Source organism: Pseudomonas sp. NFX71, assembly GCF_048079215.1.
GTDB classification, from domain to species: domain Bacteria; phylum Pseudomonadota; class Gammaproteobacteria; order Pseudomonadales; family Pseudomonadaceae; genus Aquipseudomonas; species Aquipseudomonas fluorescens_B.
Map to the genome: position 1 here is coordinate 5,259,213 of NZ_CP182230.1, position 26,565 is coordinate 5,285,777.

Annotated in this window: 21 protein-coding genes and 1 pseudogene; 15 read left to right on the plus strand and 7 right to left on the minus strand. The window is 59.3% G+C overall.

Translation table 11 applies throughout. From position 1 onward, the window contains the following. The first annotated feature begins 64 nt into the window (after window positions 1–64). From ACM1ZW_RS24510 to ACM1ZW_RS24530, 5 genes are all read left to right on the plus strand, one after another. Window positions 65–451 carry an AprI/Inh family metalloprotease inhibitor gene (locus tag ACM1ZW_RS24510; RefSeq protein WP_017338767.1) on the plus strand — a complete coding sequence of 129 codons (387 nt, stop codon included), beginning with the start codon at window positions 65–67 and terminating at the stop codon, window positions 449–451. An 80-nt stretch (window positions 452–531) separates the two neighbouring features. After that, window positions 532–2,298, plus strand: coding sequence for a type I secretion system permease/ATPase (locus ACM1ZW_RS24515; protein WP_414880491.1), 1,767 nt, complete (start codon window positions 532–534; stop codon window positions 2,296–2,298). Next, window positions 2,295–3,629, plus strand: a complete 1,335-nt coding sequence (locus ACM1ZW_RS24520; RefSeq protein WP_414880490.1) for an HlyD family type I secretion periplasmic adaptor subunit — start codon at window positions 2,295–2,297, stop codon at window positions 3,627–3,629. Before ACM1ZW_RS24515 ends, ACM1ZW_RS24520 begins: the two co-directional genes overlap by 4 nt. A 2-nt stretch (window positions 3,630–3,631) precedes the next feature. Next, window positions 3,632–5,008: a TolC family outer membrane protein gene (locus ACM1ZW_RS24525; RefSeq protein WP_414880489.1), complete on the plus strand. Its 1,377-nt coding sequence runs from the start codon at window positions 3,632–3,634 to the stop codon at window positions 5,006–5,008. Window positions 5,009–5,089: 81 nt separating this feature from the next. Then, window positions 5,090–6,937 (plus strand): polyurethanase, encoded by a 1,848-nt coding sequence (locus ACM1ZW_RS24530; protein WP_416739541.1) that lies wholly within the window; start codon window positions 5,090–5,092, stop codon window positions 6,935–6,937. 64 nt (window positions 6,938–7,001) lie between these two features. Here ACM1ZW_RS24530 and ACM1ZW_RS24535 read toward each other — a convergent pair whose 3' ends face one another. Next, window positions 7,002–7,226: a YgdI/YgdR family lipoprotein gene (locus ACM1ZW_RS24535; protein WP_017338772.1), complete on the minus strand. Its 225-nt coding sequence runs from the start codon at window positions 7,224–7,226 to the stop codon at window positions 7,002–7,004. Window positions 7,227–7,447: 221 nt separating this feature from the next. On the opposite strand from ACM1ZW_RS24535, the gene ACM1ZW_RS24540 reads away from it, so the two are divergent. From ACM1ZW_RS24540 to ACM1ZW_RS24555, 4 genes are all read left to right on the plus strand, one after another. Next, the gene (locus tag ACM1ZW_RS24540) at window positions 7,448–9,100 is read left to right on the plus strand and encodes a VRR-NUC domain-containing protein (RefSeq protein ID WP_416739542.1); all 1,653 of its coding nucleotides are present in this window, start codon (window positions 7,448–7,450) and stop codon (window positions 9,098–9,100) included. After that, window positions 9,097–11,376: an ATP-dependent DNA helicase gene (locus ACM1ZW_RS24545; RefSeq protein WP_416739543.1), complete on the plus strand. Its 2,280-nt coding sequence runs from the start codon at window positions 9,097–9,099 to the stop codon at window positions 11,374–11,376. The genes ACM1ZW_RS24540 and ACM1ZW_RS24545 overlap by 4 nt, the downstream gene beginning before the upstream one ends. 128 nt (window positions 11,377–11,504) lie before the next feature. Next, window positions 11,505–12,413 carry a zeta toxin family protein gene (locus ACM1ZW_RS24550; protein ID WP_416739544.1) on the plus strand — a complete coding sequence of 303 codons (909 nt, stop codon included), beginning with the start codon at window positions 11,505–11,507 and terminating at the stop codon, window positions 12,411–12,413. 87 nt (window positions 12,414–12,500) lie between these two features. Beyond that, window positions 12,501–14,420 carry a hybrid sensor histidine kinase/response regulator gene (locus tag ACM1ZW_RS24555; RefSeq protein WP_017338776.1) on the plus strand — a complete coding sequence of 640 codons (1,920 nt, stop codon included), beginning with the start codon at window positions 12,501–12,503 and terminating at the stop codon, window positions 14,418–14,420. 1 nt (window position 14,421) lies between these two features. Here the strand turns inward: ACM1ZW_RS24555 and ACM1ZW_RS24560 are convergent, their stop codons facing one another. Then, window positions 14,422–14,667, minus strand: a complete 246-nt coding sequence (locus tag ACM1ZW_RS24560) for a hypothetical protein (protein ID WP_414880483.1) — start codon at window positions 14,665–14,667, stop codon at window positions 14,422–14,424. Window positions 14,668–14,750: 83 nt separating this feature from the next. Between ACM1ZW_RS24560 and ACM1ZW_RS24565 the strand changes: the two genes are divergently transcribed. Then, the gene (locus ACM1ZW_RS24565; protein ID WP_017338778.1) at window positions 14,751–15,287 is read left to right on the plus strand and encodes a hypothetical protein; all 537 of its coding nucleotides are present in this window, start codon (window positions 14,751–14,753) and stop codon (window positions 15,285–15,287) included. A 57-nt stretch (window positions 15,288–15,344) separates the two neighbouring features. Here the strand turns inward: ACM1ZW_RS24565 and ACM1ZW_RS24570 are convergent, their stop codons facing one another. Continuing rightward, window positions 15,345–15,821, minus strand: a complete 477-nt coding sequence (locus ACM1ZW_RS24570) for a hemerythrin domain-containing protein (protein ID WP_017338779.1) — start codon at window positions 15,819–15,821, stop codon at window positions 15,345–15,347. Window positions 15,822–16,172: 351 nt separating this feature from the next. Here ACM1ZW_RS24570 and ACM1ZW_RS24575 point away from each other — a divergent pair. Then, window positions 16,173–16,247, plus strand: a pseudogene (locus tag ACM1ZW_RS24575) (hypothetical protein); the annotation flags it as partial. Between the two features lie 148 nt (window positions 16,248–16,395). On the opposite strand, the gene ACM1ZW_RS24580 reads toward ACM1ZW_RS24575, so the two are convergent. Further along, window positions 16,396–17,739 (minus strand): cation:proton antiporter, encoded by a 1,344-nt coding sequence (locus ACM1ZW_RS24580; RefSeq protein WP_416739545.1) that lies wholly within the window; start codon window positions 17,737–17,739, stop codon window positions 16,396–16,398. A gap of 46 nt (window positions 17,740–17,785) precedes the next feature. Beyond that, window positions 17,786–18,397, minus strand: coding sequence for a Yip1 family protein (locus ACM1ZW_RS24585; RefSeq protein WP_416739546.1), 612 nt, complete (start codon window positions 18,395–18,397; stop codon window positions 17,786–17,788). Window positions 18,398–18,568: 171 nt separating this feature from the next. Here ACM1ZW_RS24585 and ACM1ZW_RS24590 point away from each other — a divergent pair, with 171 nt between their 5' ends. After that, a complete protein-coding gene (locus tag ACM1ZW_RS24590; protein ID WP_416739547.1) occupies window positions 18,569–19,090 on the plus strand; it encodes a CinA family protein in 522 nt (173 codons plus the stop codon). A 194-nt stretch (window positions 19,091–19,284) separates the two neighbouring features. Here ACM1ZW_RS24590 and ACM1ZW_RS24595 read toward each other — a convergent pair whose 3' ends face one another. Together ACM1ZW_RS24595 and ACM1ZW_RS24600 are read right to left on the minus strand one after the other, a co-directional pair. After that, complete coding sequence (locus ACM1ZW_RS24595) at window positions 19,285–20,142, minus strand: SDR family oxidoreductase (RefSeq protein ID WP_017338784.1); 858 nt, start codon at window positions 20,140–20,142, stop codon at window positions 19,285–19,287. A 230-nt stretch (window positions 20,143–20,372) separates the two neighbouring features. After that, window positions 20,373–21,527 (minus strand): MalY/PatB family protein, encoded by a 1,155-nt coding sequence (locus ACM1ZW_RS24600; RefSeq protein WP_416739548.1) that lies wholly within the window; start codon window positions 21,525–21,527, stop codon window positions 20,373–20,375. 384 nt (window positions 21,528–21,911) lie between these two features. Here ACM1ZW_RS24600 and fdnG point away from each other — a divergent pair, with 384 nt between their 5' ends. From fdnG to ACM1ZW_RS24615, 3 genes are read left to right on the plus strand one after another with little or no spacing between them, the layout of a single operon-like run. Beyond that, a complete protein-coding gene (gene fdnG / locus ACM1ZW_RS24605; protein WP_144425259.1) occupies window positions 21,912–24,977 on the plus strand; it encodes a formate dehydrogenase-N subunit alpha in 3,066 nt (1,021 codons plus the stop codon). Further along, on the plus strand, window positions 24,978–25,913 hold the full coding sequence (gene fdxH, locus ACM1ZW_RS24610; RefSeq protein WP_416739549.1) for a formate dehydrogenase subunit beta: 936 nt from the start codon (window positions 24,978–24,980) through the stop codon (window positions 25,911–25,913). Beyond that, window positions 25,910–26,563, plus strand: coding sequence for a formate dehydrogenase subunit gamma (locus ACM1ZW_RS24615; RefSeq protein WP_017338789.1), 654 nt, complete (start codon window positions 25,910–25,912; stop codon window positions 26,561–26,563). The genes fdxH and ACM1ZW_RS24615 overlap by 4 nt, the downstream gene beginning before the upstream one ends. Window positions 26,564–26,565: the final 2 nt, after the last annotated feature.

Sequence of the window (26,565 nt, forward strand, 5' to 3'; positions counted from 1 at the left end):
AGGAGGGCGGCGCCGAAAGCGCCGCTCTTTGTCCCTTGAGCCGCAACCCTGAGTAAAACGCCTTATGATCCCAGACGCTTTGACCTGCAAAGCAACCGCGTGGCTTTTCGCGACGCTCATGATGTTTTTTGGAGATGTAGCCATGGCAAGCAGCCTGAAGTTGGCAGACCCGTCGGAACTGGCGGGTAAATGGCGGGTGACGCAGCAGGGCAACCCATCGAACGTTTGCCCCCTGGAATTCAAAGCTAACCAGACCTTGGGCGACGGCACCGAGTGCCTCGCTGGATGGCTGGGAGAGCAGCCGATCGGTTGGTTTCCCGAGCCCGACGGCATCGCGCTCACCGGTAAGGAAGGGTCGAAGCTTGTGTTTTTCAGTCGTCAGCGTGACGGACTGTATCGAGGCACTTCGAAGACCGGACTGGTCATTGAACTTGAGCACCCGCTGCATTAATCGAAACCCTCCAAGTTGTTATTAAAGTGTAAGTAACAACCTCGCCAGGCAGGCGAGGGATAACACCTCAGGAAGAGCGCATGAAGATGGCTAAGAATCCGGTCACCGCACCGTTAATTATGGCGCTGGGCGACTACAAGAGCATTCTGATCAGCGTCGGCTGTTTTACGGCGCTGATCAACATTCTGATGTTAGTGCCCTCTATCTACATGCTTCAGGTTTATGACCGGGTATTGTCTTCACACAATGAAACCACGCTGGCCATGTTGTCGCTCATGGTCGTCGGGTTCTTTGTGTTTATCGGTTTGCTGGAGATTATCCGCAGTTTCATCGTGATTCGTATCGGCAGCCAACTGGAGCGACGCTTCAACCTGCGGGTGTATCAGGCGGCTTTCGAGCGCAACCTGTTCCGGGGCGAGGGCAACGCCGGGCAGTCGCTGGGGGATCTGACGCATATTCGTCAGTTCGTTACCGGCCCGGCGCTGTTTGCCTTCTTCGATGCGCCTTGGTTTCCGGTGTACCTGTTCGTGATTTACCTGTTCAACGTCTGGCTCGGCGTGTTTGCCACGGCGGGCGCGGTGTTGCTGATCGGGCTGGCGTGTCTCAACGAGGCGATGACCAAAAAGCCGCTCGGTGAGGCGGCGGTTTTTTCCCAGAAGTCCAGCCAGATGGCCACCAGTCACTTGCACAACGCGGAAACCATTCAAGCGATGGGCATGCTCGGCGCCTTGCGCCATCGCTGGTTCCAGGTGCACTCGCGGTTCCTCGGCCTGCAGAATCAGGCCAGTGATACCGGCGCGGTCATCAGCTCCCTGAGCAAAACCTTGCGCCTGTGCCTGCAATCCCTCGTGCTGGGACTTGGCGCATTGCTGGTGATCAAGGGCGACATGACGGCCGGGATGATGATCGCCGGCTCGATCCTGATGGGACGGGTGCTGAGCCCCATCGACCAGTTGATCGCCGTATGGAAACAATGGAGCGGCGCGAAACTCGCCTATCGGCGTCTCGACGCGCTGCTTCAAGCCTTTCCACCAAGCGACGACGCCATGGCGTTGCCGGCGCCGAAAGGGCAGATCACCTTCGAACAGGTCAGTGCCGGTCCTCCCGGACAACGGGGCGCGACGTTGCACCTGGTCAGTTTCCAGCTCGGCAGCGGTGAAGTGCTGGGCGTGCTGGGTGCCTCCGGTTCCGGCAAGTCGACGCTGGCCCGAGTGCTGGTCGGCGTGTGGCCGACCCTCGGTGGCACCGTGCGGCTCGACGGCGCCGACATCCATCGCTGGAATCGCGACGAACTCGGCCCCTACATCGGTTACTTGCCGCAGGACATCGAATTGTTCAGCGGCAGCATCGCGCAAAACATCGCCCGGTTCCGTGAGGCCGATCCGCAAAAAGTCGTAGAAGCGGCCCATCAGGCGGGCGTCCATGACTTGATCCTGCGCCTGCCTCAAGGCTACGACACGGCGCTTGGCGAGGATGGCTGCGGGTTGTCCGGCGGTCAAAAACAGCGCGTGGCGCTCGCGCGAGCGCTGTACGGAAAACCGAGCCTGGTGGTGCTGGATGAACCGAACTCCAACCTCGACACCGTCGGCGAAGCCGCATTGGCCGGCGCGATTGCGCAAATGAAAGCCCAGGGCACCAGCGTGATTCTGGTGACTCACCGTTCTTCGGCGCTGGCCCAGGCGGACAAATTGCTGGTCCTCAATGATGGACGTTTGCAGGCGTTCGGCCCGAGCCAGGACGTGCTCAAGGCGCTAGCCGGCGCTCAGGAACAAAAGCCCGCGCAGGCACCGGCCGGGCTGAGCATGAGCCGGCAGTATCCGTCCTCGACAAGGAATTCGGGCGTATGAGCAACAACAGCGAAGCCACCCTGGAACACGATTACATCGCCGAGCGCCCTGAACGCGATGCGCGCTATTTCGCCCGCGTGGGCTGGATACTGGCGATTGTCGGTGCAGGCAGTTTCTTTACGTGGGCCAGCCTCGCGCCGCTCGACCAAGGCATTCCCGTGCAAGGCACGGTCGTGGTCTCCGGTAAACGCAAAGCCGTGCAATCGATGAGCAGCGGCGTGGTCAGCCAGATTCTGGTCCGCGAAGGCGAGGCGGTGAAGCAGGGCCAGCCGTTGTTCCAGCTCGACCGCACGCAAGTCGTCGCCGACGTGCAATCCCTGCGCGCGCAATACCGCATGGCCTGGGCCAGCCTGGCTCGCTGGCAAAGTGAGCGGGACAACCTCAAGCATGTGAGTTTTCCCGTAGCGCTGAGCAGCGATCCTGACCCGCGCCTGGCATTGGTGCTGGAAGGCCAACGGCAGCTGTTCAGCAGTCGCCGCGAAGCGTTTTCCCGCGAACAGGCCGCCTTGCGCGCCAGCATCGAGGGCGCCGGGGCGCAACTGGCCGGCATGCGCCGCGCCCGTTCGGACCTGTCGGCCCAGGCCAGCTCGCTGCAACAACAACTGGGCAATCTGCAGCCGCTGGCGGACAACGGCTACATCCCGCGCAACCGGCTGATGGAGTACCAGCGCCAGTTATCGCAAGTTCAACAACAATTGGCAGAAAACACCGGTGAAAGCGGTCGGGTAGAGCAGGGAATCCTCGAATCGCGCCTGAAGCTGCAACAACATATCGAGGAATACCAAAAAGAAGTCCGCACTCAACTGGCCGATGCGCAGCTCAAAAGCGTGACCCTTGAAGAGCAACTGACCTCTGCCGGATTCGACCTGCAACACAGCGAGATCATTGCCACAGCGGACGGCATTGCGGTCAACCTCGGGGTGCACACCGAAGGCGCCGTAGTGCGTCAGGGCGAAACCCTGCTGGAGATCGTCCCGCAAGGCACCCACCTGGAAGTCGAAGGGCACCTGCCGATCAACCTGATCGACAAGGTCGGCACGCACCTGCCGGTGGACATTCTGTTCACCGCGTTCAACCAGAGCCGCACACCGCGTGTACCCGGCGAAGTCAGCCTGATTTCCGCCGACCAGATGGTCGATGAGAAAACCGGTGTGCCGTATTACGTGCTGCGCAGCAGTGTCAGCGATCAGGCCATGGAAAAACTCAACGGGATGGTGATCAAACCCGGCATGCCTGCGGAAATGTTCGTGCGCACCGGCGAGCGTTCACTCCTCAACTATCTGTTCAAACCGCTGCTCGACCGCGCAGGTTCCGCGTTAACCGAGGAATAAGGATGTTCCGCTGTATGAATAAGCTTTCGTTCTTCGCCGCGAGTCTCGCGTTGCTGACCTGCAACGCTTCAATGGCCATGGGCCCGTTCGACATCTACGAACAAGCGTTGCGCAATGATCCGGTGTTTCTCGGCGCCATCAAGGAACGCGATGCCGGCCTGGAAAACCGCGCCATCGGCCGCGCCGGGCTGTTGCCACACCTGGGTTACACCTACAACAAGGGCCGCAACACTTCCAAGGTCACCTACCTCAACGAGCGCGGACAAAATCAGCGCGATGATCGCAACTACAGCAGTTATGGCTCGACCTTGACGCTGCAACAGCCGTTGATCGATTACGAAGCCTATGCGGCGTACCGAAAAGGCGTAGCGCAATCGCTGTTCGCCGATGAAGCCTTTCGCGGCAAGAGCCAGGAATTGTTGGTACGCGTGCTGGAAAACTATACCCAGGCGCTGTTCGCCCAAGACCAGATCGACATTGCACTGGCGAAAAAGAAAGCCTTCGAACAACAGTTCCAGCAGAACGAACACATGTTCCGCCAGGGTGAGGGCACGCGCACCGATATTCTCGAGGCTGAATCCCGTTACGAACTGGCGACCGCCGAGGAAATCGAGGCGCGCAACGAGCAGGATGCGTCCTTGCGAGAACTCGGTGCGCTGATCGGTGCGCCGGCCATCGACATCGCCGATCTGGCGCCGCTTGATCACGACTTTCAGACCTTCACCCTGCAACCCGCCCGATACGACACCTGGCACGAGATGGCCGTGGCGAATAACCCGAACCTGGCGTCGCAGCGCCAGGCCGTGGAAGTGGCGCGCTACGAAGTCGAACGCAATCGCGCCGGGCACCTGCCGAAAGTCAGTGCCTACGCCTCGGTGCGGCAGAACGAATCGGAAAGCGGCAACACTTACAACCAGCGCTACGACACCAACACCATCGGCATCGAGGTCAACGTGCCGCTGTATGCCGGCGGTGGGGTTTCCGCCTCGACACGCCAGGCCAGCCGCGCCATGGAGCAGGCGCAGTTCCAGCTTGATGGTCAGACCCGGCAGACACTGATCGAACTGCGCCGGCAGTTCAGCGCGTGCCAGTCGGGGGTGAGCAAGTTGCGGGCCTACCAGAAAGCCCTGGCGTCCGCTGAAGCACTGGTGGTCTCGACGAAGCAGAGCATCCTTGGCGGTGAACGGGTCAACCTCGATGCGCTCAATGCCGAACAACAGCTCTACACCACACGCCGCGACCTGGCCCAAACGCGGTACGACTATTTGATGGCCTGGATCAAGTTGCATTACTACGCCGGAACCCTGAGCGAGCAAGACCTGGCCAAAGTTGACGAGGCGTTTGGGCAAGGCCCGCCGTCACGCCGCAAGGATATCTAGGGCAATGCAGAGTCTTGAGTCAGGGAAACCTGTGGCGAGGGCACAGCGGTACAGCATTCCAACAACAAGAGAGGCTTTACCATGGGTGTGTACGACTACAAAAACTTCGGCACGGCAGATTCAAAGGCGTTGTTCACCGACGCCATGGCGATCACGCTGTACTCCTATCACAACCTCGATAACGGCTTTGCCACCGGTTACCAACACCACGGCTTTGGCCCCGGTTTGCCGGCAACGCTGGTCACCGCACTGATTGGCGGCACCGACTCCCAAGGCGTAATCCCCGGCGTGCCATGGAATCCGGATTCGGAAAAAGCCGCGCTCGACGCGGTGCAGAAGGCTGGCTGGACGCCCATTACCGCGACTCAATTGGGTTATGACGGCAAGGTCGATGCCCGCGGAACCTTCTTCGGCGAGAAGGCCGGATTCACCAGCGCCCAGGTCGAAATCCTCGGCAAGTACGACGCCCTGGGCCATCTCAGCGAAATCGGCATCGCCTTTCGCGGCACCAGTGGTCCTCGGGAAAGCCTGATCAGTGACTCGGTCGCCGACGTGATCAACGATCTGCTCGCCGCATTGGGGCCGAAGGATTACGCGAAGAACTACGTGGGCGAAGCGTTTGGCGACTTGCTGGGCGATGTCGCGGCATTGGCCCGTGCCAATGGCTTGTCGGGCAAGGATGTGCTGGTCAGCGGCCACAGCCTCGGCGGTCTGGCGGTCAACAGCCTGGCGGACCTGAGCAACGACAACTGGGCCGGGTTCTACAAGGACTCCAACTACATTGCCTACGCCTCACCGACCCAAAGCAGCACCGATAAAGTGCTCAACGTCGGTTATGAGAACGACCCGGTATTCCGCGCGCTCGACGGCTCATCCTTCAATCTGTCTTCAGTGGGCGTGCACGACGCCCATCAGGACTCGGCGACCAACAACATCGTCAGCTTCAACGATCATTACGCCTCGACGGCGTGGAATGTGCTGCCGTTTTCCATCCTCAATATCCCGACCTGGATTTCTCACCTGCCCACGGGTTACGGCGATGGCATGTCCCGGCTGATCGAGTCGAAGTTCTATGAACTGACCAGCAAGGACTCGACCATTATTGTCGCCAACCTGTCTGATCCGGCGAGCAGCAACACCTGGGTCCAGGACCTCGATCGCAACGCCGAGACCCATAAGGGCAGCACCTTCATCATCGGCAGCGACGGCAACGACCTGATCCAGGGCGGCAAGGGCAACGACTACCTGGAAGGCCGCGATGGCAATGACACCTTCCGCGACGGTGGTGGCTACAACATTGTGCTGGGTGGCAAGGGCAACAATGTGCTGGACTTGCAGCAGTCGGTGAAAAACTTCGATTTCGCCAATGACGGCGCCGGCAACCTGTATATCCGCGATGGGCAGGGCGGTATCAATATCACCCGCGACATTGGCAGCATTACCACCAGGGAGCCGGGGTTTCTCTGGGGACTGTTCAAGGATGACGTGAGCCACAGCGTTACGGCCAACGGTTTGGCGGTGGGAAACAACCTGACTCAATACGCCTCGACGCTGAAGGGCGGAGCGGGCGCCGATACGCTAAAGGCTCACGCGAGTGGTGATTGGTTGTTTGGCCTGGACGGCAACGACCATTTGATCGGTGGTCAAGGCAACGACGTGTTTGTCGGCGGCGCGGGGAATGACCTGATGGAATCGGGCGGCGGGAGCGACACGTTCCTGTTCAGTGGCGCGTTTGGCCATGACCGGGTGTTGGGTTATCAGGCGAATGACAAACTGGTGTTTCTCGGGGTTCAGGGGGTGGCGCCGGATGATGATTACCGGGCTCATGCCACGGTGGTCGGGAACGATACGGTGCTGACGTTTGGCGGTGATTCTGTGACGTTGGTCGGGGTGGGGCTGGATAGCCTGGGCGGTGTTGTTATTGCCTGAAGCTGATGTGACGTCTGCAAGGGACACATCGCGGGCTTGCCCGCGATGAACGATAACGCGGTCTTCAGTCTTCCTTGCGAACCGTAGCCACTTCATCAACCTTGACCTTCACTTTCGTCCCGGAAATATCTTCAAATTCGTAAAAACCTTCCGTGTTATTGGCTTTCGGCATGTCTTTGGTCAAATACTGGGTGCCGTTCTGCAGTGTCACTACCGTTGGCGTCGAGCAACCAGCAAGGGCCAGCAGCGCCGCCATAGCCAGGGGCAAACCCAGAGTCTTGATATTCATAACCACCTCTCATCCTCCAAAAAACAGCGCGACTGCTGCGAATCCTTCAATCGTCACTGTACCTCTAACGCGGTTGGTACGATGGATCGCGGGAAAGTTCGACAGGCAGTCGAAATAATCCCGATCACGCCGCCGCTTATCCTTTTCCGTTTGCACCGGACAGGGCGTTGCTGGTATCTGTACGCATAACCAGTATTCGCTCCCCATGGCCCTGTTTTCCTGTGACCCAGAATCCGCTCGACGATCCGTTCTATTACTTGAACAACTTCACGCAAGTGCTTGATTGGCTTGAGCACCGCTATGCCGATGTGCTGACGGTCGAGGAGCAAACCTTCATCCGTGAATTCAACCGGTTGCCCCGCGAGTCCAGGGCGCTGCTGGTACGGATGGTGATGCGCAAGGGGATTCATTTCCGGGCTGGCAAACTGCATTACCTCGAGATTGGCGACATCGCCAGCGCCGCCGCGCCATTACTGGAACTGGGCTGGATCGATGAGCAGGCGCCGCTCTCACTCGAAACGCTATTCGACGTATTGCTCAAGGCGGAAATCGTGCAGTGCTTCGGCACCGTCATTGATCAGCCCAAAGGAAAAAAGACCGAGTGGCTCCCGCCCCTGAGCGAGCGATTTCCCGAAGCACTCAGTTTTAGCCAATGGTGCGCCCCCCTGGAAGACCGGTTGTTCAGCCTGACCATCATGGGTCTGTGTGATCGTCTGCGCCTGATGTTCTTCGGCAATCTTTATCAGGACTGGTCGGAGTTCGTACTGGCCGACCTCGGCATCTTTACCTACGAAAAAGTCGAGTTCTGCGCGGAATCCCGAGGCTTGCGCAGTCGCGAGGACGTGGATGCCTGTTTCTTCCTTCACGAATGCCAGCAGCGATTGGAAGCGGGCGAGGCGGTGGCGGGGATTGTCGAGCAGATCAACGGGCTGACACTCACCAATCCCTGGTTGCAGAAACGGCGCGGCAAGCTGTTGTTCCAGATCGGTCAGCACTGCGAGCGCGTGGCGGATTTTGCCAATGCGCTGGGGATTTACCGCAACTGCGCGTGGCCCGGTGCGAGGGCGCGGTTGATTCGTGTGCTGGAGCGCTGTGGCGAGTATCAACTGGCCATGGAACTGGCCACAGTGGCTGGCCAATCGCCGGAAAGCGCTGCCGAACAACAGCAACTGCTGCGCGTATTGCCCCGGCTGCGTCGCAAGCTTGGCGGGCCGCCAGCAAAACGTTCGTCCCCAAGGGAAATGCTGCGCCTGGAGCTGCAACTGCCCAGAGTCGATCCAGCGCTATCGGTGGAGTTCTACGTACAGGCGCATCTGGCGGAGGATTCGGCACCGGTGCACTACGTCGAAAACAGCCTGATCAACTCGCTGTTCGGGTTGCTGTGCTGGCCGGCGATCTTCGCGCCCTTGCCCGGGGCGTTTTTCCACCCGTTCCAGCGTGGGCCGGTGGATCTGCTTAATGAAGACTTCCATGCACGACGCGCCGATCTGTTCAAGGCCTGCCTCGCCGAGCTCGATGACGGGCGTTACCTCCAGACGATCCGGGAACGGTATGCCGCCAAGTGGGGCGTGCAATCGCCGTTTGTGTTCTGGGGCGCGTTAACCGAAGACCTGCTCGACCAGGCGCTTGATTGTCTGCCGGCCGAGCACCTCAAACACTGGTTCAACCGTTTACTGCTGGACATAAAGGCCAACCGCGCCGGCATGCCGGACCTGATTCAGTTCTGGCCGCAGCACAAGACCTATCGCATGATCGAAGTCAAAGGCCCTGGCGATCGCCTGCAAGACAACCAGTTGCGCTGGCTCGAGTTCTGCCATGAACACCAGATGCCGATTGCCGTCTGCTACGTGCAATGGGCGGAGCAGAGCGCTTGAGCTACAGCATCGCAGTGCGGGCGTTGTGTGAGTTCACCGCCAAGGTCGGCGACCTCGACTTGCGCTTTACACCCTCGCCGACTGCGCTGGAAGGCATCGTCGGCCACCGGACGGTGGCGTCCCGGCGCAGCGACGGATATCAGGGTGAAGTCGCGCTTGAAGGCCAGTATCAAACGTTGAAGGTCAAGGGCAGGGCGGACGGCTACGATCCGGTGCAAAACTGCCTGGAAGAAGTGAAAACCTACCGCGGTGACCTGAGCAAACAACCGACCAACCACCGTCAGCTGCACTGGGCGCAGGCCAAGGTCTACGGCTGGTTGATGTGTCAGAAACTGGATCTGGCGCAGATCAACCTGGCGCTGGTGTACTTCGACATCGTCAGCGAAAAGGAAACCTGTCTGGTCGAAGCGTTCAGCGCTGAAGAACTGAAGGGGTTTTTCGAGCATCATTGCCAGCTGTTCCTGCGCTGGGCTGAACAGGAGATGGCCCATCGCGAAGCACGCAACGGCGCGGCTCAGCAACTGGCATTTCCCCATGCCGATTTTCGTCCGGGGCAACGGCATCTGGCGGAGTCCGTGTTCAAGGCCGTCAGCACCGGCCGTTGCCTGATGGCCCAGGCGCCGACAGGTATCGGCAAGACCGTCGGCACGCTGTTTCCAATGCTCAAGGCCCTGGCGCCGCAGCAGCTGGACAAGGTGTTTTTCCTCACGGCGAAAACCCCCGGGCGCAAACTGGCGCTCGATGCGACGCAGGTCATTCTCGACAGCGCGACTGCGCCACCGTTGCGTGTTCTGGAAATGATTGCCCGGGACAAGGCCTGCGAGCATCCGGACAAGGCCTGCCATGGCGAATCCTGCCCGTTGGCCCAGGGTTTCTATGATCGGTTGCCGGCTGCGCGCCAGGCCGCCAGCGAGCTGTCACTGTTGAATCAGAACGCCTTGCGCGACGTCGCCCTGAAACACAGTGTCTGTCCTTACTACCTGAGCCAGGAAATGGCCCGTTGGGCCGACGTGGTGGTCGCTGACTACAACTACTATTTCGATTTCAGCGCGCTGCTGTTCGGGCTGGCCCAGGCCAACAACTGGAAAGTCGCGGTACTGGTGGACGAAGCCCACAATCTGGTGGAGCGCGGGCGGCAGATGTACAGCGCCAGCCTTGACCAGTCGACGCTCAACGGTGTGCGCAAAACCGCTCCCGAGCCATTGAAGAAAGCCTTGCAACGGGTCAATCGTGAATGGAACGCCCTGCATAACCTGCAACTCGCGCCATACCAGGCCTACGACAAACCCCCGGAAAAACTGCTACAGGCATTGTCGTCATGCAGCGCGAGCATCGGCGACTATCTCAATGATCATCCCCAGGGCCTGGACAGCGCCTTGCAGAGTTTCTATTTCGACATGCTGCAGTTCTGTCGCGTCGCCGAGCTTTTCGATGAACAGTTCCTGTTCGACATCAGCAAACGCGACCTTGACCGCAAACGCAACCTGTCGCAATTGTGCCTGCGCAACGTGGTTCCCGCCGGTTTCATCCGACCCCGCCTGACGGCGGCACGCAGTACCGTGCTGTTTTCCGCGACGTTGAGCCCTCGTCATTACTATGCCGATTTGCTCGGGACGCCCGCGAGCACAGTCTGGATCGACGTCGAATCACCGTTTCACGCTGACCAGTTGAAGGTCCATATCGTCAGCCAGATTTCCACGCGGTTTGTCCATCGACAGTCTTCTCTGGCGCCGATCGTCGAGCTGATCGCCAGGCAGTTCACCCAATGCCCCGGGAACTACCTGGCGTTTTTCAGCAGCTTCGATTACTTGCAGCAAGTGGCGCAGTTGCTGGCCGAGACACATCCACACATCAATCTCTGGTCGCAATCCCGAGGCATGGGGGAAGGGCAGCGTCAAGACTTCCTCGATCAGTTCACCGCGCACAGCCAGGGCATCGGCTTCGCGGTGCTGGGCGGGGCGTTTGGTGAAGGCATCGACTTGCCCGGTGCCCGGTTGATCGGCGCCTTTATCGCCACCCTCGGACTGGCGCAACTCAACCCGGTCAATGAACAGCTGAAACATCGTATGGCGGCGATTTTCGGAGCCGGTTATGACTACACCTACCTGTTTCCCGGCGTGCAGAAAGTCGTTCAGGCAGCAGGGCGCGTCATCCGTACCCAACAGGATCAAGGGGTGGTGATGTTGATCGATGATCGCTTTGGCGACAGCAAGGTCAAACAGCTGCTGCCGCGCTGGTGGTCGGTGGCCCCGTCGATTTTGCTCTCTGTCGAGTAGGAACTTTTACCCCAAAAAACATCGACATACCTTGAAAGCTCTCACCGTTTGAACAATGGGTGAGTACACGCTTTATTGATTCGGCAAGCCATCACTTTCAAGCCCGACTTTGATAAGGAAATCAAGGCATGTCAGCAGCAAAAATGTATGAGTACACCCCCGACCAGGTCACGCAGGCATTCGATGAAATCATCGCGACGATTTTCAGCGGTATCACCGTCGAAGCTGTACCCAAAATGCTGGTCGTGGCTGGGATCGAGGCGTCAGGCAAAACGTACTTGCTGGAAAAGAGCCTGCTGCCTACTGGCCGCTATAAAAACTACGTGCGCCTGTACCTGACCGAGTACAGGAAAAAGCACCCTCAGTACGCGCAGATAATCAAAAAGGGCGTTTTGCATGCTTACGAGCACACTGAGGAGTTTGTTCGGGAAGTCTGCGCAAAGATCTTTGCGCAGGCGTTCGACAGTAAATACAACATCATCATGGAAAGCGCCTTCGACAGCCTGGATTTCGCTGCCTTTCCGCCGTTGGCGACCGCTGCCGGGTATCAGTTCGAGACTCACATTGTTGGCTGCACTCAAGAATTCGCTCATGTATCGAGCATTAAACGAGGGCTAAAGAGCCTGGAAGTGCAGGACCTGGAAAGATTTCTCACGGCGGAGAAGCTGGATATCAGCACAGGCCTTTCGCAAGCGATCATTCTGGCCTTCGAAACGGCGGCAAAAGCGGTCAGCGGTTCGCAAATGTTTGTCTATGAGCGTGGATTCGGAGCGTTGAACGAACGTATCCTTCGTGCACATAGCGCCTATATCAAAAACAATGATGGTTCCGTCACCACAACGACTACCGGGATGAATTTTACCTATAGCATCTACTCCAACATTATTCAGAACCTCGTCTTCGCAAGAAACGATCGCAACGAAATAATTAAAGAATGCCATTTGGCATTGCTCAAAGCCTCTACCCATGCCGCGGACGTCCCACAATTTGTCTATAACGACTTGTACGCCTACCTCGTCAGGTACGTGTATCGATAGCTTCGGGGAGGCAAGCGTCTTATTGCCGGCTTCTTACCATCCTGATTTGTCCCATACTCCAAAAAACATTCCTGACGTGAGGGCTCAATGAGCGAAGATCGAACCAAGGCCAGCACCATCGAGGACGGGCGTTTTCGCCTGTTGATCGACGCGGTGATTGACTACGCGATCTACATGATTGATCCCGACGGCATCATTACCAGCTGGAATGCTGGCGCCAAGCGCTTCAAGGGGTATGAGGAAGCCGAGATTCTCGGCCAGCATTTCTCGCGTTTCTACACCGAAGAGGATCGCCTCAAAGGAATGCCCCAACGGGCGCTGGACACGGCGATCCGCGAGGGACGGTTCGAGGGCGAAGGCTGGCGGGTTCGCAAGGACGGTACGCATTTCTGGTGCCATGTAGTGATCGATCCGATTTTCGATGCGGCGGGCACCTTGTTGGGATTTGCCAAGATCACCCGGGACCTGACCGACCGCAAGATGGCCGAAGAAGTCCTCAAACAAAGCGAGCAGCAGTTCCGGCTACTGGTTCAAAGCGTCACGGACTACGCCATCTACATGCTCGACGCCGATGGACGCCTGACCAACTGGAACCCTGGTGCCCAGCGCATCAAGGGGTACCTGCCCGAAGAAGTCATCGGCCAGCATTTTTCGATGTTCTACACCCCGGAAGATCGCGAAGCCGGCGAACCGAAGCGCACGCTGGACATTGCGGTACGTGAGGGGCGATTCGAAAACAAGGGCTGGCGGCTGCGCAAGGACGGCACACGGTTCCTGGCGCATGTCGTGGTCGATCCGATCTGGGGCGAAACCGGCACGTTGCTCGGTTTCGCCAAGATCACCCGTGATATCACCGAAGCGACCCACGCCCAGCAGGCCCTGGAACAAACCCGCGAGGCGCTTTTTCAGGCGCAAAAGATGCAAGCCATCGGGCAACTCAGCGGAGGCATTGCCCATGACTTCAATAACCTGCTGACAGTGATCCTCGGCAATCTGGAAATCGTCCGCAAGCGCGTGGGGGACGATCCGAAAATCACCCGGTTGCTGGACAACGCCACTCAGGGTGCCCAGCGCGGAGTTTCGCTGACCCAACGCATGCTGGCCTTTGCCAGGCGCCAGGAACTGAAGACCGAGCCTGTCGACATCCCGATGTTGGTGGAGGGCATTACCGGACTGTTGCGCAGTTCCCTCGGGCCTTCCGTGGTGCTCGAAACCCGCTTTTCGCAAGCGCTCGAACCTGTGCTGGCCGACGTCAACCAGCTCGAACTGGCGGTCCTGAACCTGGTGACCAACGCCCGGGATGCAATGCCCCACGGCGGGAAAATCCTGATCAGCGCCAAGTCTGAAGAGGCCGGGGATCACTCTTCGCTCGCGCCAAAGTCAGGCCGCTATGTCTGCCTGAGCGTCGTTGATACGGGGGAGGGCATGGATGACGCCACTCTTTCCACGGCGATGGACCCGTTCTTCACCACCAAGGGGGTGGGCAAAGGCACGGGGCTGGGATTGTCGATGGTGCATGGCTTCATCGAACAATTGGGCGGGCGATTCATTCTGAAAAGCCAAGAGGACAAGGGAACCACGGCCGAACTGTGGATACCCGTCGCCACAAACGGTTTGGCTGCCAAGCCTGCCCAGGAGGACGCCGCGCTGCCGGTGCCGCGCCTGTGCGTGCTGGTGGTGGACGACGACAATCTGGTGCTGACCAGTACGTGCCTATTGCTCGAAGATTTGGGGCATCGGGTGATCAGTGCAGTCTCCGGGGCTCAAGCGCTGAAGGTGTTCGACAGCGAGCAGACCATCGATCTGGTCATTACCGACATGGCCATGCCACAAATGGATGGCGCGCAACTGGCGCAGGCAATCCGAAGCATCAAACCGGACCTGCCGATCATCCTCGCCACGGGTTACGCGGAGCGGCTGGAAGGCTTTGCGACCAGACTCCCGCGCCTGTCGAAACCATTTACTCAGCTGAATCTGGTGGAGGTCATTGCCTCGACGATGAAATGACTCATTGTCCGGTCGCGGAGCCTGCGTTCTTTTTGAACCCGCGCAAGTTCATGGCACACAGGCAAAATTGCAACACGATCAACGCGTAGGCCTGTGTGTGATAGCCCCAGATCACCCATAAAATGTTGCTGAGGATAAAACAGATGAACCCCCAGACCCGGCGCCTGGGGTTTCGTGAACCGATCAGCCAGGCCGCCAGCACCGTGACCAGCATTGCTGGCCATTGCACCCAATCAAGATCGTCCATTGCAGACCCCTTGCAGTTTCAATCCAGCTGAACTTGTCAGTAGGCGTTTCTTCTAAAGGTTTTCCATTCTGTGTGTGACTCCCTTGCCAAGAATACTGACTGAAACCCCAGCCGAAGAAGCCTTGACCGAACACAACGCCAAGATGTTCGGCTCGCCCAAGGAACGTCTGGATTTCTACCGCCGGGAAATCCAGTACGAAACCAGCATTCTGGCCAATCGCACCGATGCCTACCTCGCGGCGCAATCGTTTCTGGTGATTGCCTTCGCATCGTGCATGTCCAACCTTAATCCCGAGTGGGGCAAACTCTTCACCCTGGTGGTGCCGCCGTTTCTGGCGCTGCTGGGGCTGCTCAGTTCACTCAACGCCTGGCCGGGCATTCGCGCGGCGTATGACATCATCGATCACTGGCACTTCAAGCAGAGTGAACTGCTGCGCAGCGAACCCCTGATGGGACTCGCTTACGACGAGTCGCCGTTGTTCAGCGAAATGGAGTCCTCCCACAAGGGCTATCGCAAGTCGCTGTTGTTCTCGGTGCGTACACCCTGGATTTTTGCCACGTTCTGGGTATTGCTGGGCAGTTACGCGGTTTTTATCCAAGTGACCAATCCTGGCGCATAAGACGCAAAAGTAAAAAGGCCCGGCAAGCGTCGGGCCTTTTTTTGCCTGTCACTTTGATCAGGCTGCCAGATTGGCTGCACTCATTTCTTTCTTGTACTGAGCCTTAAGACTCTCCATTTGCGCCCCCAATTCTTCGAGGGTGGCTTTGCCCAGCAGTTTTTTGGCCTGAGGAAACATTTCCGTTTCTTCCTCTTCGATGTGGTGCTCCAACAGCTCCTTGACCACTTTCACGCGGCCGGCGAACTCCACAGAGGACGGATCGGTGACTTTCAAGTCAGGCAGCACCAGCGAGTCAACGGTGCGGTGTTCTTCCTTGGCTTCGTAATACATGACGTCCTGTTCCTTGCCGCCCGCTTTTTTATACGCGGGGTACAAGACTTCCTCTTCGAGACGGGTATGGATAGTGATCTCCATTTCAAGCTTGGCCAGCAGCTCGGTGCGTTTCTTTATACCGCGTTCAGTGGTTTCGCTCAGTTGGGTCAGGATGCCCTTTACGCGTTCATGGTCGGCTTGCAAAAGGTCAATGGCGTTCATGGTCGATTCTCTCGAATAGTCACGGGGATGAGCGCAAACGGTCTCAAGGCCGAAGGTCGCTCATAGTCCTGGAGCATTTGTCGTGCCGACTGGCCATTGAAACAAGTGCCTTTAAAATCAATAGCTTGAAGTCGCTGATGGCGAACTGTAGTCATGCAGGCTGCATGAGTCCGGATTTTGACTCATGCAGTTCGCGGCTTTCTTTTTACAGCGCGATCCGCCCGGTTTTTTCAGTGCGACCACTGATCAGATTCGCCACTCACGCAACTGAACTCGCCGTGAACCCTCGCTCCCTTAATACAGACACCGATGCCTTTCTTTATCGAACAGCGAGGATGCAGCCCGGGTTGAAGCATTGCGATCTATGGCGCAGGACCGGTGGGTTTGTTGAGTGCAGCCTGCGCAAAAATGCTCGGTGCCGAGCAACCCGGTTCCAGTGATGTACCGCTGACCGAGAACCTGGAAACCACCCCGATACCGGCACTCTAGATTCGCCCCGTTGTGAACGCGGGTTTATGTGTCGAGGGAGCAAGCTCCCTCGCCACACCGGTTTGCTCCGACTGCTCGCTTTAGCTCAAGTCTTTTGTTTTTTGCGATGCTCGTACCACGCCAGCATCGGTTGCGTGCTGATGCCATGGATGAGGATGCTCAGCGCAACCACCGACAACGTGAGGTCAGTGCAAATAGCTGCGATTGAAGGCGCGAGCCCATGGTTAAGGGCATAGAAAAGGTAATACAGGCTGCCGATGCCGCGAATGCCGAACCAGCCGATCAACAGGCGCTGGCGCCCGTCCAGCAATCCACGCCAGGGCAGGGCGGCGACGCTCAGCGGTCGGATCAGGCAAAACAACACGCCGCCGATCAGCAGCGCTCGCCAGTCCCAGCGCCCAATCAGCACGACACCAAGCAGCGTCACCAGAAACACTTCCATGGCGCGTTCGACCAGACCGCCGAAGGCGAGCATGTCGCCCATCATGATACCGGCGGCGACCTGCGTGTCTTCAAGACCTTCGGTGTCGCCATGAACGGCCTGGTGCGGTTCGACATTCTGATGGCCGACCACCGGCTGGACTCGATGCTCGGCGGGCAGTTCGTCGTCGCCGGTGGATTGGACTTCCACATGGCGAAGCCCCAGGCCCGCGGCGAACACGGACAAAAAGCCGTAGCCATGAATCGATTCGGCAGCGACGTACGCCAGGGCGATCAGCGCGAGGGCCAGGTAGTCGTTGGGGGAAAGAGTGCTGTCGTCATTTTTGATCCGCAGTACCAACGTCAGGCGACCAATGCCGCGCCCCATCGCATAACCCGTGAGCAAGCCGGCAGGGACGGCCCAGAGCAGGCTGCGCAAAGCCCAGTCGCCCAGCCAGCCGGGGTTGCCGTCGTGTTGCAACAACAGCAACCCGAGGATCACGAACGGAAAGGCAATTCCGTCGTTGAGCCCCGCTTCACCGGAGAGGCCAAATCGCACACTGTCGTCATCCCGGGCGTCGTTGACTTGCACCAGCGCGGCGAGAACCGGGTCGGTGGGTGCCAGTATCGATCCAATCAACACGGCCGCGCCCCAAGACAATTCGAAACCGTAGTGCAGCAGCAGCGACACGCCGGTAATGGTCAACACCATCACCGGGCCAGCCAGTCCCACGGCGATGCGCCAGTTTTTGTCCTTGAAGGGCGAACGCAATTTCAGGCCGCACACAAACAACGAAAAGAGCACCGCGACTTCCGTCAGGTGCTCCATCCAGGTCGAGGCGTCGTTCATGTCCAGCTTCAACAGGCCGAGTGCTGCCGGCCCGATGGCGATTCCCAGCATCAGGCACACCGCCGAGGTGGTCACCGGCATCCAGCGCAGGTACGACGACGTCAACGCCAGTGTCAGCAGCACCGCACCCAACACCGCCACCCAGAGAATGAAGCTCATGCGCTGTACTCGCCGGACAGGTGTTGCGATGTTGGGCCGTGGGCGATCAACCGGCAGTCGCGCGCAGGTATTCAGGTGTCAGGACGTTGAACCACACCAGGATCATTTCCACCAGGACAGTGACCAGCACCAACAACCCGACACCCCACACGCAGGCGGCATTCAGCAAGCCCTGTTCCTTGCGTTCGTGCATGAAGGTCGGCATGCCGACAAACAGCAAAAACGTCGAGTAGATCGAGGCCGCCCCGAGCACGGCGATCGCCAGCCAACGACTCGGGTACAGACCGGCAAAGCCTGCAAGGAAAAACGGGGTGACGGTATACGCGGCAAAACCGATGCACTGGTTGACCGTCGGCCGGGCATCGAACGTACGGGACATCCAGCGTATGAACAGCCCCATCAGCGCCACGCCGGCGACAATGGTCACGTAAAGCAGCACGCATAATTGCAGCGCGCTACTGCTGCTGAGCTTCACCGTTTCGTTTTCGGCCAGGCTCCATCCGACGTAGGTGGTCCCGATAAACAGGCACACGGCAGGGATCAAGGCGAGCAGCAACAAATGAGCGAGGTAGTGGCGCGGGTGGGCTTCCTCTTCCTTGCGGATATCCGTCCACGCGAAATTCGGTTGGGTAAACAGTTTGACGATAGGTGCGGACATGACGACCTCCTGATCGGGGGGCGGCCCCGTGACAGGGGCCCCTAAACGTATTGAGGGGCGCGCATTGTCAGGGGTTCACTTTTTCTGGCCGCCGCAGTGGAGTGTTCCGATAGAGGGAATGTTTGCTGGCGGGGAAGGTCAACCGAGCAGCTCTGTGTCGGGAGAATTGCCATGAGCGTCAGCCAGTCCGTGGTCGAGTATTTGCGTCAGAACGATTTGCTGCTGACCACTGCAGAGTCCTGCACCGCCGGAAAAATCGTCACGCTTCTGGCGGAGGTGCCGCACAGCGGTGAGTTGATCGAGAGCGGCTACGTGGTCTATTCCCCCGAAGCGAAACAACGTTTGCTCAACGTCAGCCCTTCGACAATCGAAACGTTCAACCTGACCAGTTGTGAAGTCGCCCGGGAAATGGCAGAAGGGGCACTGCGCGACAGCACCGCCAATGTTGCCGTGGCGACCACCGGCATCCTTGGTCCGGAAGACGTCGATGGCATACCGGCCGGCACCATTTGTTTTGCCTGGGCCTATCAGACCCGTCATGGGCGCAGTGTCTTCAGTCAGCAGGAGCGGTTTTTCGGCACTCGGACTCAGGTGCAACTGATGGCCGCAGAACATGCCCTGAAGCTGCTGCCGGACTTCCATCGGCGTGCGTTGGCCGGTGAGCGAGGCGCAGGAGAAAGTTGTGGGCGATGAGTGTTCCCTGGCCAATTCGATGCCGGTCATCGTCACGTTGATTGCGATTGATGCTGAGCTGTCGCGCCCTGAGCCGCTTCTGTGGCGAGGGGGCTTGCTCCCGCTGGGCTGCGAAGCAGCCCCCAAATCCGACATCCAATGCCATTTTTGTAAGCGCAGCGCACTCAAGCGCGAGCAAGCACCATGTTGTTCCTTCAAAGCATCGGTTTGCCACCGGTAATCCCATAGCGCTGACCGGTGATGTAGCTGGCCTCATCCGACGCCAGCAGCACATAAATCGGCGCCACTTCTACCGGTTGTCCCGGCCGTCCCAGGGGTGTCTGCCCGCCAAAATTCTGCACTTCCTCATCCGGCATGGTCGAGACGATCAACGGTGTCCAGATGGGCCCCGGCGCCACGCAGTTCACCCGGATGTTTTTCGGCCCCAGCATTTGCGCCAGGCCGGCTGTGAAATTGGCAATCGCGCCCTTGGTCGTGGCGTAGGGAAGGAGCGTCGGCTTGGGCATGTCCGAATTGACCGAGCTGGTGTTGATGATCGAACTGCCGGGTTTCATGTGCTTCAGCGCCGCCTGGCAGATCCGGAAGATGGCGGTGATGTTGACGTCGAAGGTCATCACCCATTCTTCGTCCGGGATGTCCTCGAAGTTTTCGTGGGTCATCTGGAACGCGGCGTTGTTGACCAGAATGTCGATACGGCCAAAACGCTCGACGGTTTTGTCGACCAGCGCCTGGCATTGCGCTTTGTGCGCGATGTCGCCGGGCAGCAACACGCACTGACGCCCGGCCTGTTCGACCCAGCGCGCGGTTTCCTGCGCATCTTCATGTTCGTTGAGGTAGGCCACGGCGACGTCCGCGCCTTCACGGGCGAAGGCGATCGCGACTGCGCGGCCGATCCCGCTGTCGGCGCCGGTGATCAGGGCAATTTTGCCGTCCAGGCGGCCGGAGCCTTTGTAGCTCTGCTCGCCACAATCCGGATACGGGTCCATTTTCTTCTGGGAGCCGGGGACCGGCTGGCCCTGTTTCTTGAAAGGTGGTTTTGGATAGTCAGTCATCGGAAATCTCCGTTCTCAAGGCAGAAGAGTCAAAGGGTGGACCCCGCTCTTTTGTCTTGAGTTCGGTTGGATTTCGGACGGTTGCTGAAACCTTCAAATCAACCCGACCTCCTGTGGGGCTAGCCTGCTAGCGATGGCGTCGGATCAGTCAGCGTCTATGTCGACTGACACTCCGCCATCGCTAGCAGGCTAGCTCCCACGGGGGGGATTGTCTTTACCTTCAGATGGAATCAGGCCTTGAGATTGATCAGGCTGCGCTCCATCCGCGCAATCCCTTCTTCCAGCAACGCGCGCGGACAACCGAAATTCAGGCGGACGAACTGTTTGCAGTCATCGCCAAAATCCAGGCCTGGGCTGAGCCCGACCTTCGCCTGTTCAAGGAAGAACTGCTGCGGATTCTCCAGACCCAGCGCCGAGCAATCGAGCCACGCCAGATAAGTGCTCTGCGGTACGTTAATGGTGACGCCCGGCAGCCGGGTGCGAACGGCATCGACCAGGTAATCGCGGTTGGCTTGCAGGTAACCCACCAGCTCGGTCAGCCACGGCCCGGCTTCGGTATAAGCCACGCGTGTCGCTTCCATACCCAGCGGGTTGACGCTATCGACCATGCCGCAACGGGCGTGGTTGACTCGCTCACGCAAAGCCCGGTCCTGAATGATCATGAACGAGGTCTTCAGGCCGGCGATGTTGTAGGCCTTGCTCGCCGACATCAGCGTAATGGTGCGCCGGGCGATTTCAGGGCTCAACGACGCGGTGGGAACATGTTTGCGCCCGTCGAAGCACAGTTCGGCGTGGATTTCGTCGGAGATGATCCAGGCGTCCTGTTCGCGGCAGATGTCTGCCACCGCTTGCAGTTCGTTCCGTGGGAACGCCTTGCCCAGCGGGTTGTGCGGATTGCTCAGCAGCAACGCGCCGCCACCGGCCAGCGACTGGCGCAAGGTATCGAGCGGCGTGATGTAGGTGCCGTCAGCCTGTGTGTCGAAATTCAGTTCAACCTTGTTCAGGCCCCAATGGCCGGGGGCATGCCGCAGCGGCGGGTAGTTCGGAACCTGGACCACGACGTTCTGTTGCGGTTGCACCAGTGCGTTCAAGGCCATGTTGAAACCCGACTCCACACCCGGCAGGAAAATCAGTTCCTGCGGCTCGACGCGCCAGGTGTATTTGTTCCAGAGGTCGGCAACGATGGCGTCGCGCAAGTCGTCCTGCGCCACGCTGTAGCCGAGCAATGGATGCTCCAGACGTTTTTGCAGGGCCTGGATAATCACCGGCGGCGCGGCGAAGTCCATGTCGGCGACCCACATCGGCAGAACCTCGGCCGGGTAGCGGCTCCACTTGGTGCTGCCGGTGTTGTGGCGGTCGAACACCTGATCAAAATCGAAAGTCATGCTCATCTCATAAAGGCCGGGATTAATTCGGCAGACATGATAAGGCCAAGCCCCTGTGGGAGCGAGCCGAGTGGAGAGGGGATTTGTGGTGAGGTTTTTTGTGGCGAGGGGATTTATCCCCGTTCGGCGGCGAAGCCGTCGTAGATCCTGTCAACCCGGTATGACCGAAAGAATGCAGGGGGCTGCTTCGCAGCCCAACGGGGATAAACTCCTCGCCACAAAGGCTCTCCCACGGCGGAAAAACCTGGGCCGGCGGTCGGTTTTCACACAGTCTTCGACTGCATTGTCTAGAGTTTGAAGTGTCGGTAGCTACGCTGCCGCCGCCGTGATTGCCCCGAAAAACCCGGCACAAGTACCGGGTCTTCACCTGATCAGGAGTGCACGATGGATCTCAACCGTCGTCAGTTCTTCAAGGTCGCCGGTATCGGCCTTGCAGGCTCGAGCCTGGGCGCGCTGGGCATGGCCCCGGCGCCGGCCTTCGCCGAGCAGGTGCGCCACTTCAAGCTCGCCCACACCCATGAAACCCGCAACACCTGCCCGTACTGCTCGGTAGGCTGCGGCTTGATCATGTACAGCCAGGGCGATGCCGCCAAGAATGTCGCGCAAAACATCATCCACATCGAAGGCGATGCCGACCATCCGGTCAATCGCGGCACGCTGTGCCCGAAAGGCGCGGGCCTGCTGGATTTCATTCACAGCCCCGGCCGCCTGCAGTATCCGCAGGTGCGCAAGCCGGGCAGCACGGAGTGGACGCGCATTTCCTGGGATGAAGCGCTGGATCGCGTCGCCGACCTGATGAAGGCCGACCGCGACGCCAACTTCATCGAGAAAAACGCCCAGGGTCAAACGGTGAACCGCTGGCTGACCACTGGTTTTCTTGCGGCTTCGGCGGCGTCCAACGAAGCGGGTTACATCACCCACAAGGTCATTCGCAGTCTCGGCATGCTGGGGTTTGATAACCAGGCGCGTGTCTGACACGGCCCGACGGTGGCAAGTCTTGCCCCGACGTACGGCCGTGGTGCCATGACCAATACCTGGACCGATATCGCCAACGCGAATCTGATCCTGGTGATGGGCGGCAACGCAGCAGAAGCGCACCCATGCGGTTTCAAATGGGTGACCGAAGCCAAGGCGCACAATGCCGCGCGGCTGATCGTGGTCGACCCGCGATTCACCCGCACTGCGTCCGTGGCCGACTATTACGCGCCGATTCGCACCGGCACCGACATCGCCTTCATGGGCGGGCTGATCAATTATCTGCTGACCGAGGACAAGATCCAGCACGAGTACGTGCGCAATTACACCGACGTGTCATTCATCGTCAAAGCCGGGTATGGCTTCGAGGACGGAATCTTCAGCGGGTACGACGTGACCAAACGCGCGTACACCGACAAGTCCGGCTGGGGTTATGAACTCGGTGAAGACGGCTTCGTCAAGGTCGACCCGACCCTGCAAGACCCGCACTGCGTCTATCAATTGATGAAGCAGCATTACAGCCGCTACAACATCGAGCTGGCCAGTCAGATTTGCGGCATGCCCGTGGACGCCATGCAAAAGATCTGGGAAGAGATCGCCACCTGCTCGCAACCGGGCAAGACCATGACGATCCTCTATGCCTTGGGCTGGACGCAGCACTCGATCGGTTCGCAAATCATTCGCAGCGCCGCCATGGTGCAGTTGCTGCTGGGCAACGTCGGCATGCCGGGCGGGGGCGTCAATGCCTTGCGCGGGCACTCCAATATCCAGGGGTTGACGGACCTCGGGCTGCTGTCCAATGCGCTGCCGGGCTATCTGACGTTGCCGCAGGACGCGGAGCAGGACTACAACGCCTACATCACCAAACGCACGCAAAAACCATTGCGGCCGGGGCAGCTGTCCTACTGGCAGAACTACAGCAAATTCCACGTCAGCCTGATGAAAGCCTGGTACGCCGGCAACGCTACGGCCGAGAACAATTGGGCGTACGACTATTTGCCGAAACTCGACATCCCCAACTACGACATCCTCAAGGTGTTCGACCTGATGGGGCAGGGCAAGGTCAACGGTTACATGTGCCAGGGCTTCAACCCGATTGCCGCGTTGCCCGACAAAAACCGGGTGATGGCGGCGCTGGCCAGGTTGAAATGGCTGGTGGTGATGGACCCGCTGTCCACCGAGACCTCGGAATTCTGGCGCAACGTCGGGCCGTATAACGATGTGGAAACCGCCGGCATCCAGACCGAAGTGATTCGCCTGCCTACCACCTGTTTCGCCGAGGAAGACGGCTCTCTGGTCAACAGCAGTCGCTGGCTGCAATGGCACTGGAAAGGCGCCGACGGCCCTGGCGAAGCGCGCACCGACGTGCAGATCATGAGCGAGCTGTTCCTGCGCCTGCGTCAACGCTATCAAGCCCATGGCGGCACTTATCCCGACCCGATCCTCAAACTGTCGTGGCCCTACAGGATTGCCGACGAACCGGCGCCGGAAGAGCTGGCCAGGGAGATCAACGGCTACGCCACCACCGACTTCACCGATGCGACGGGTGTGGCGATCAAGGGCAAGGCGCAACTGGCCGGCTTTGGTCAACTCAAGGACGACGGCAGCACCGCGTCAGGCTGCTGGATCTTTTGCGGCAGCTGGACCGAGGCCGGTAACCAGATGGCCCGGCGCGACAACAGCGATCCGTATGGCATGAAACAGCACCAGGGCTGGGCCTGGGCCTGGCCGGCGAACCGGCGGATTCTCTACAACCGCGCCTCCTCCGACCCGCTAGGCAAACCGTGGGACGAGAAAAAACGCCTGGTGTGGTGGAACGGTAAAGTCTGGGGCGGCACCGACGTGCCGGACTTCAAGGCCGACTCGCCACCGGAAGCCGGGATGAATCCGTTCATCATGAACCCTGAAGGCGTGGCGCGGTTCTTTGCCGTCGACAAGATGAACGAAGGTCCGTTCCCGGAACACTACGAGCCGTTCGAGACGCCCATCGGCATCAACCCGCTGCACCCGGAAAACAAGAAAGCCACCAGTAACCCGGCGGCGCGGATCTTCGATTCGGTATGGGATTCCCTCGGCGTGGCCAAGGATTACCCGTACGCCGCCACTAGCTACCGGCTGACCGAGCATTTCCACTTCTGGAGCAAGCATTGCAAGCTCAACGCCATTTCCCAGCCGGAGCAGTTCGTCGAGATCGGCGAGGTGCTGGCCAAGGAAAAAGGCATCGTTGCCGGTGACCGGGTGCGGGTCAGCAGCAAACGCGGGCATATCGAAGCGGTGGCGGTGGTGACCAAGCGGATACGCCCGCTGCAGGTCAACAATCAGGTGGTGCACCAGATCGGCATCCCGTTGCACTGGGGATTTACCGGGCTCACGCGTCACGGTTACCTGACCAATACCCTGGTGCCGTTCCTCGGCGATGGCAACACCCAGACCCCGGAATCCAAGTCATTCCTGGTCAACGTGGAGAAAGTCTGAATGGCCAGCCAAGACATCATTGCCCGCTCGGCCACCACGACGGTTTCGCCGTCTGTGCGCAATCAGGAGGAAGTGGCCAAGCTGATCGACACCACCAAGTGCATCGGCTGCAAGGCCTGCCAGGTCGCCTGTTCGGAATGGAACGAACTGCGCGACGACGTCGGTCACAACCTCGGCACCTACGACAATCCCCAGGACCTGAGCGCGGAAACCTGGACCCTGATGCGCTTCACCGAGCACGAAACCGACGCTGGCAACCTCGAATGGCTGATCCGCAAGGACGGCTGCATGCATTGCGCCGAGCCAGGCTGCCTGGCGGCGTGCCCGAGTCCGGGGGCGATTATCAAGCACGCCAACGGTATCGTCGATTTCGATCAGGACCACTGTATCGGCTGCGGTTATTGCATCACCGGTTGCCCGTTCAACATCCCGCGGATCTCGCAAAAGGATCACAAGGCCTACAAGTGCACGTTGTGCTCGGACCGGGTCGCTGTAGGCCTGGAACCGGCCTGCGTGAAAACCTGTCCGACCGGGGCGATTGTGTTCGGCACCAAGGACGACATGAAGGAACACGCCGCCGAACGCATCGTCGATCTCAAGAGCCGCGGCTTCGCCAACGCCGGGCTGTACGATCCCAAGGGCGTGGGCGGCACCCACGTCATGTATGTGTTGCATCACGCCGACACGCCGGTGCTCTATGCCGGTCTGCCGAATAGCCCGACGATCAGTCCGCTGGTGGAATTGTGGAAAGGCGTGAGCAAACCGTTGGGCTTGCTGGCCATGGGGCTGGCGGTGTTGGCCGGGTTCTTCCACTACGTGCGCGTTGGCCCGCAGATCGTCGAGGAAGACGAACTTCCGGTCCTCAAAGACCCTGCGGTGCATGAAGTCGATCCGGCGGTGCACACCTTCGATCCGCGCGGGGAGGACAGACCATGATCCGCAGACAGATCCTGCGCTACACCTCGAACCAGCGCACCAATCACTGGCTGGTGGCGATCTTTTTCTTCATGGCGGCGTTGTCGGGGCTGGCGTTGTTTCATCCAGCGTTGTTCTGGCTCAGTCACCTGTTCGGCGGCGGGCCATGGACGCGCATCCTGCATCCGTTCATGGGTGTGGTGATGTTCGTGCTGTTCCTGGGGCTGGTGATTCAGTTCTTTCGGGCGAACTTCTTTATCAGCAATGACCGCTTGTGGCTGCGCCGCGTCGGGCGAGTGATCCAGAACGAGGAGGAGGGCGTGCCGCCGATCGGCAAGTACAACCCGGGGCAGAAGCTGCTGTTCTGGACCTTGCTGCTGTGCATGCTCGTGCTGCTGTTCAGCGGGCTGGTGATCTGGCGGGCATATTTCAGCGAGTATTTCGGCATCACCTCGATTCGCTGGGCGATGTTGCTGCATGCCTTGGCGGGATTTGTATTGGTGTTGAGCATCATCGTGCACATCTACGCCGGTATCTGGATCAAGGGCTCGGTCAGCGCCATGGTGCATGGCTGGGTCAGCCGTGCCTGGGCAAGGAAACACCATGAGCTCTGGTACCGGGAAGTCACGCGCGATGAACACCCCGAACGGCCGGTCAGCAAAAAAGGATAAGC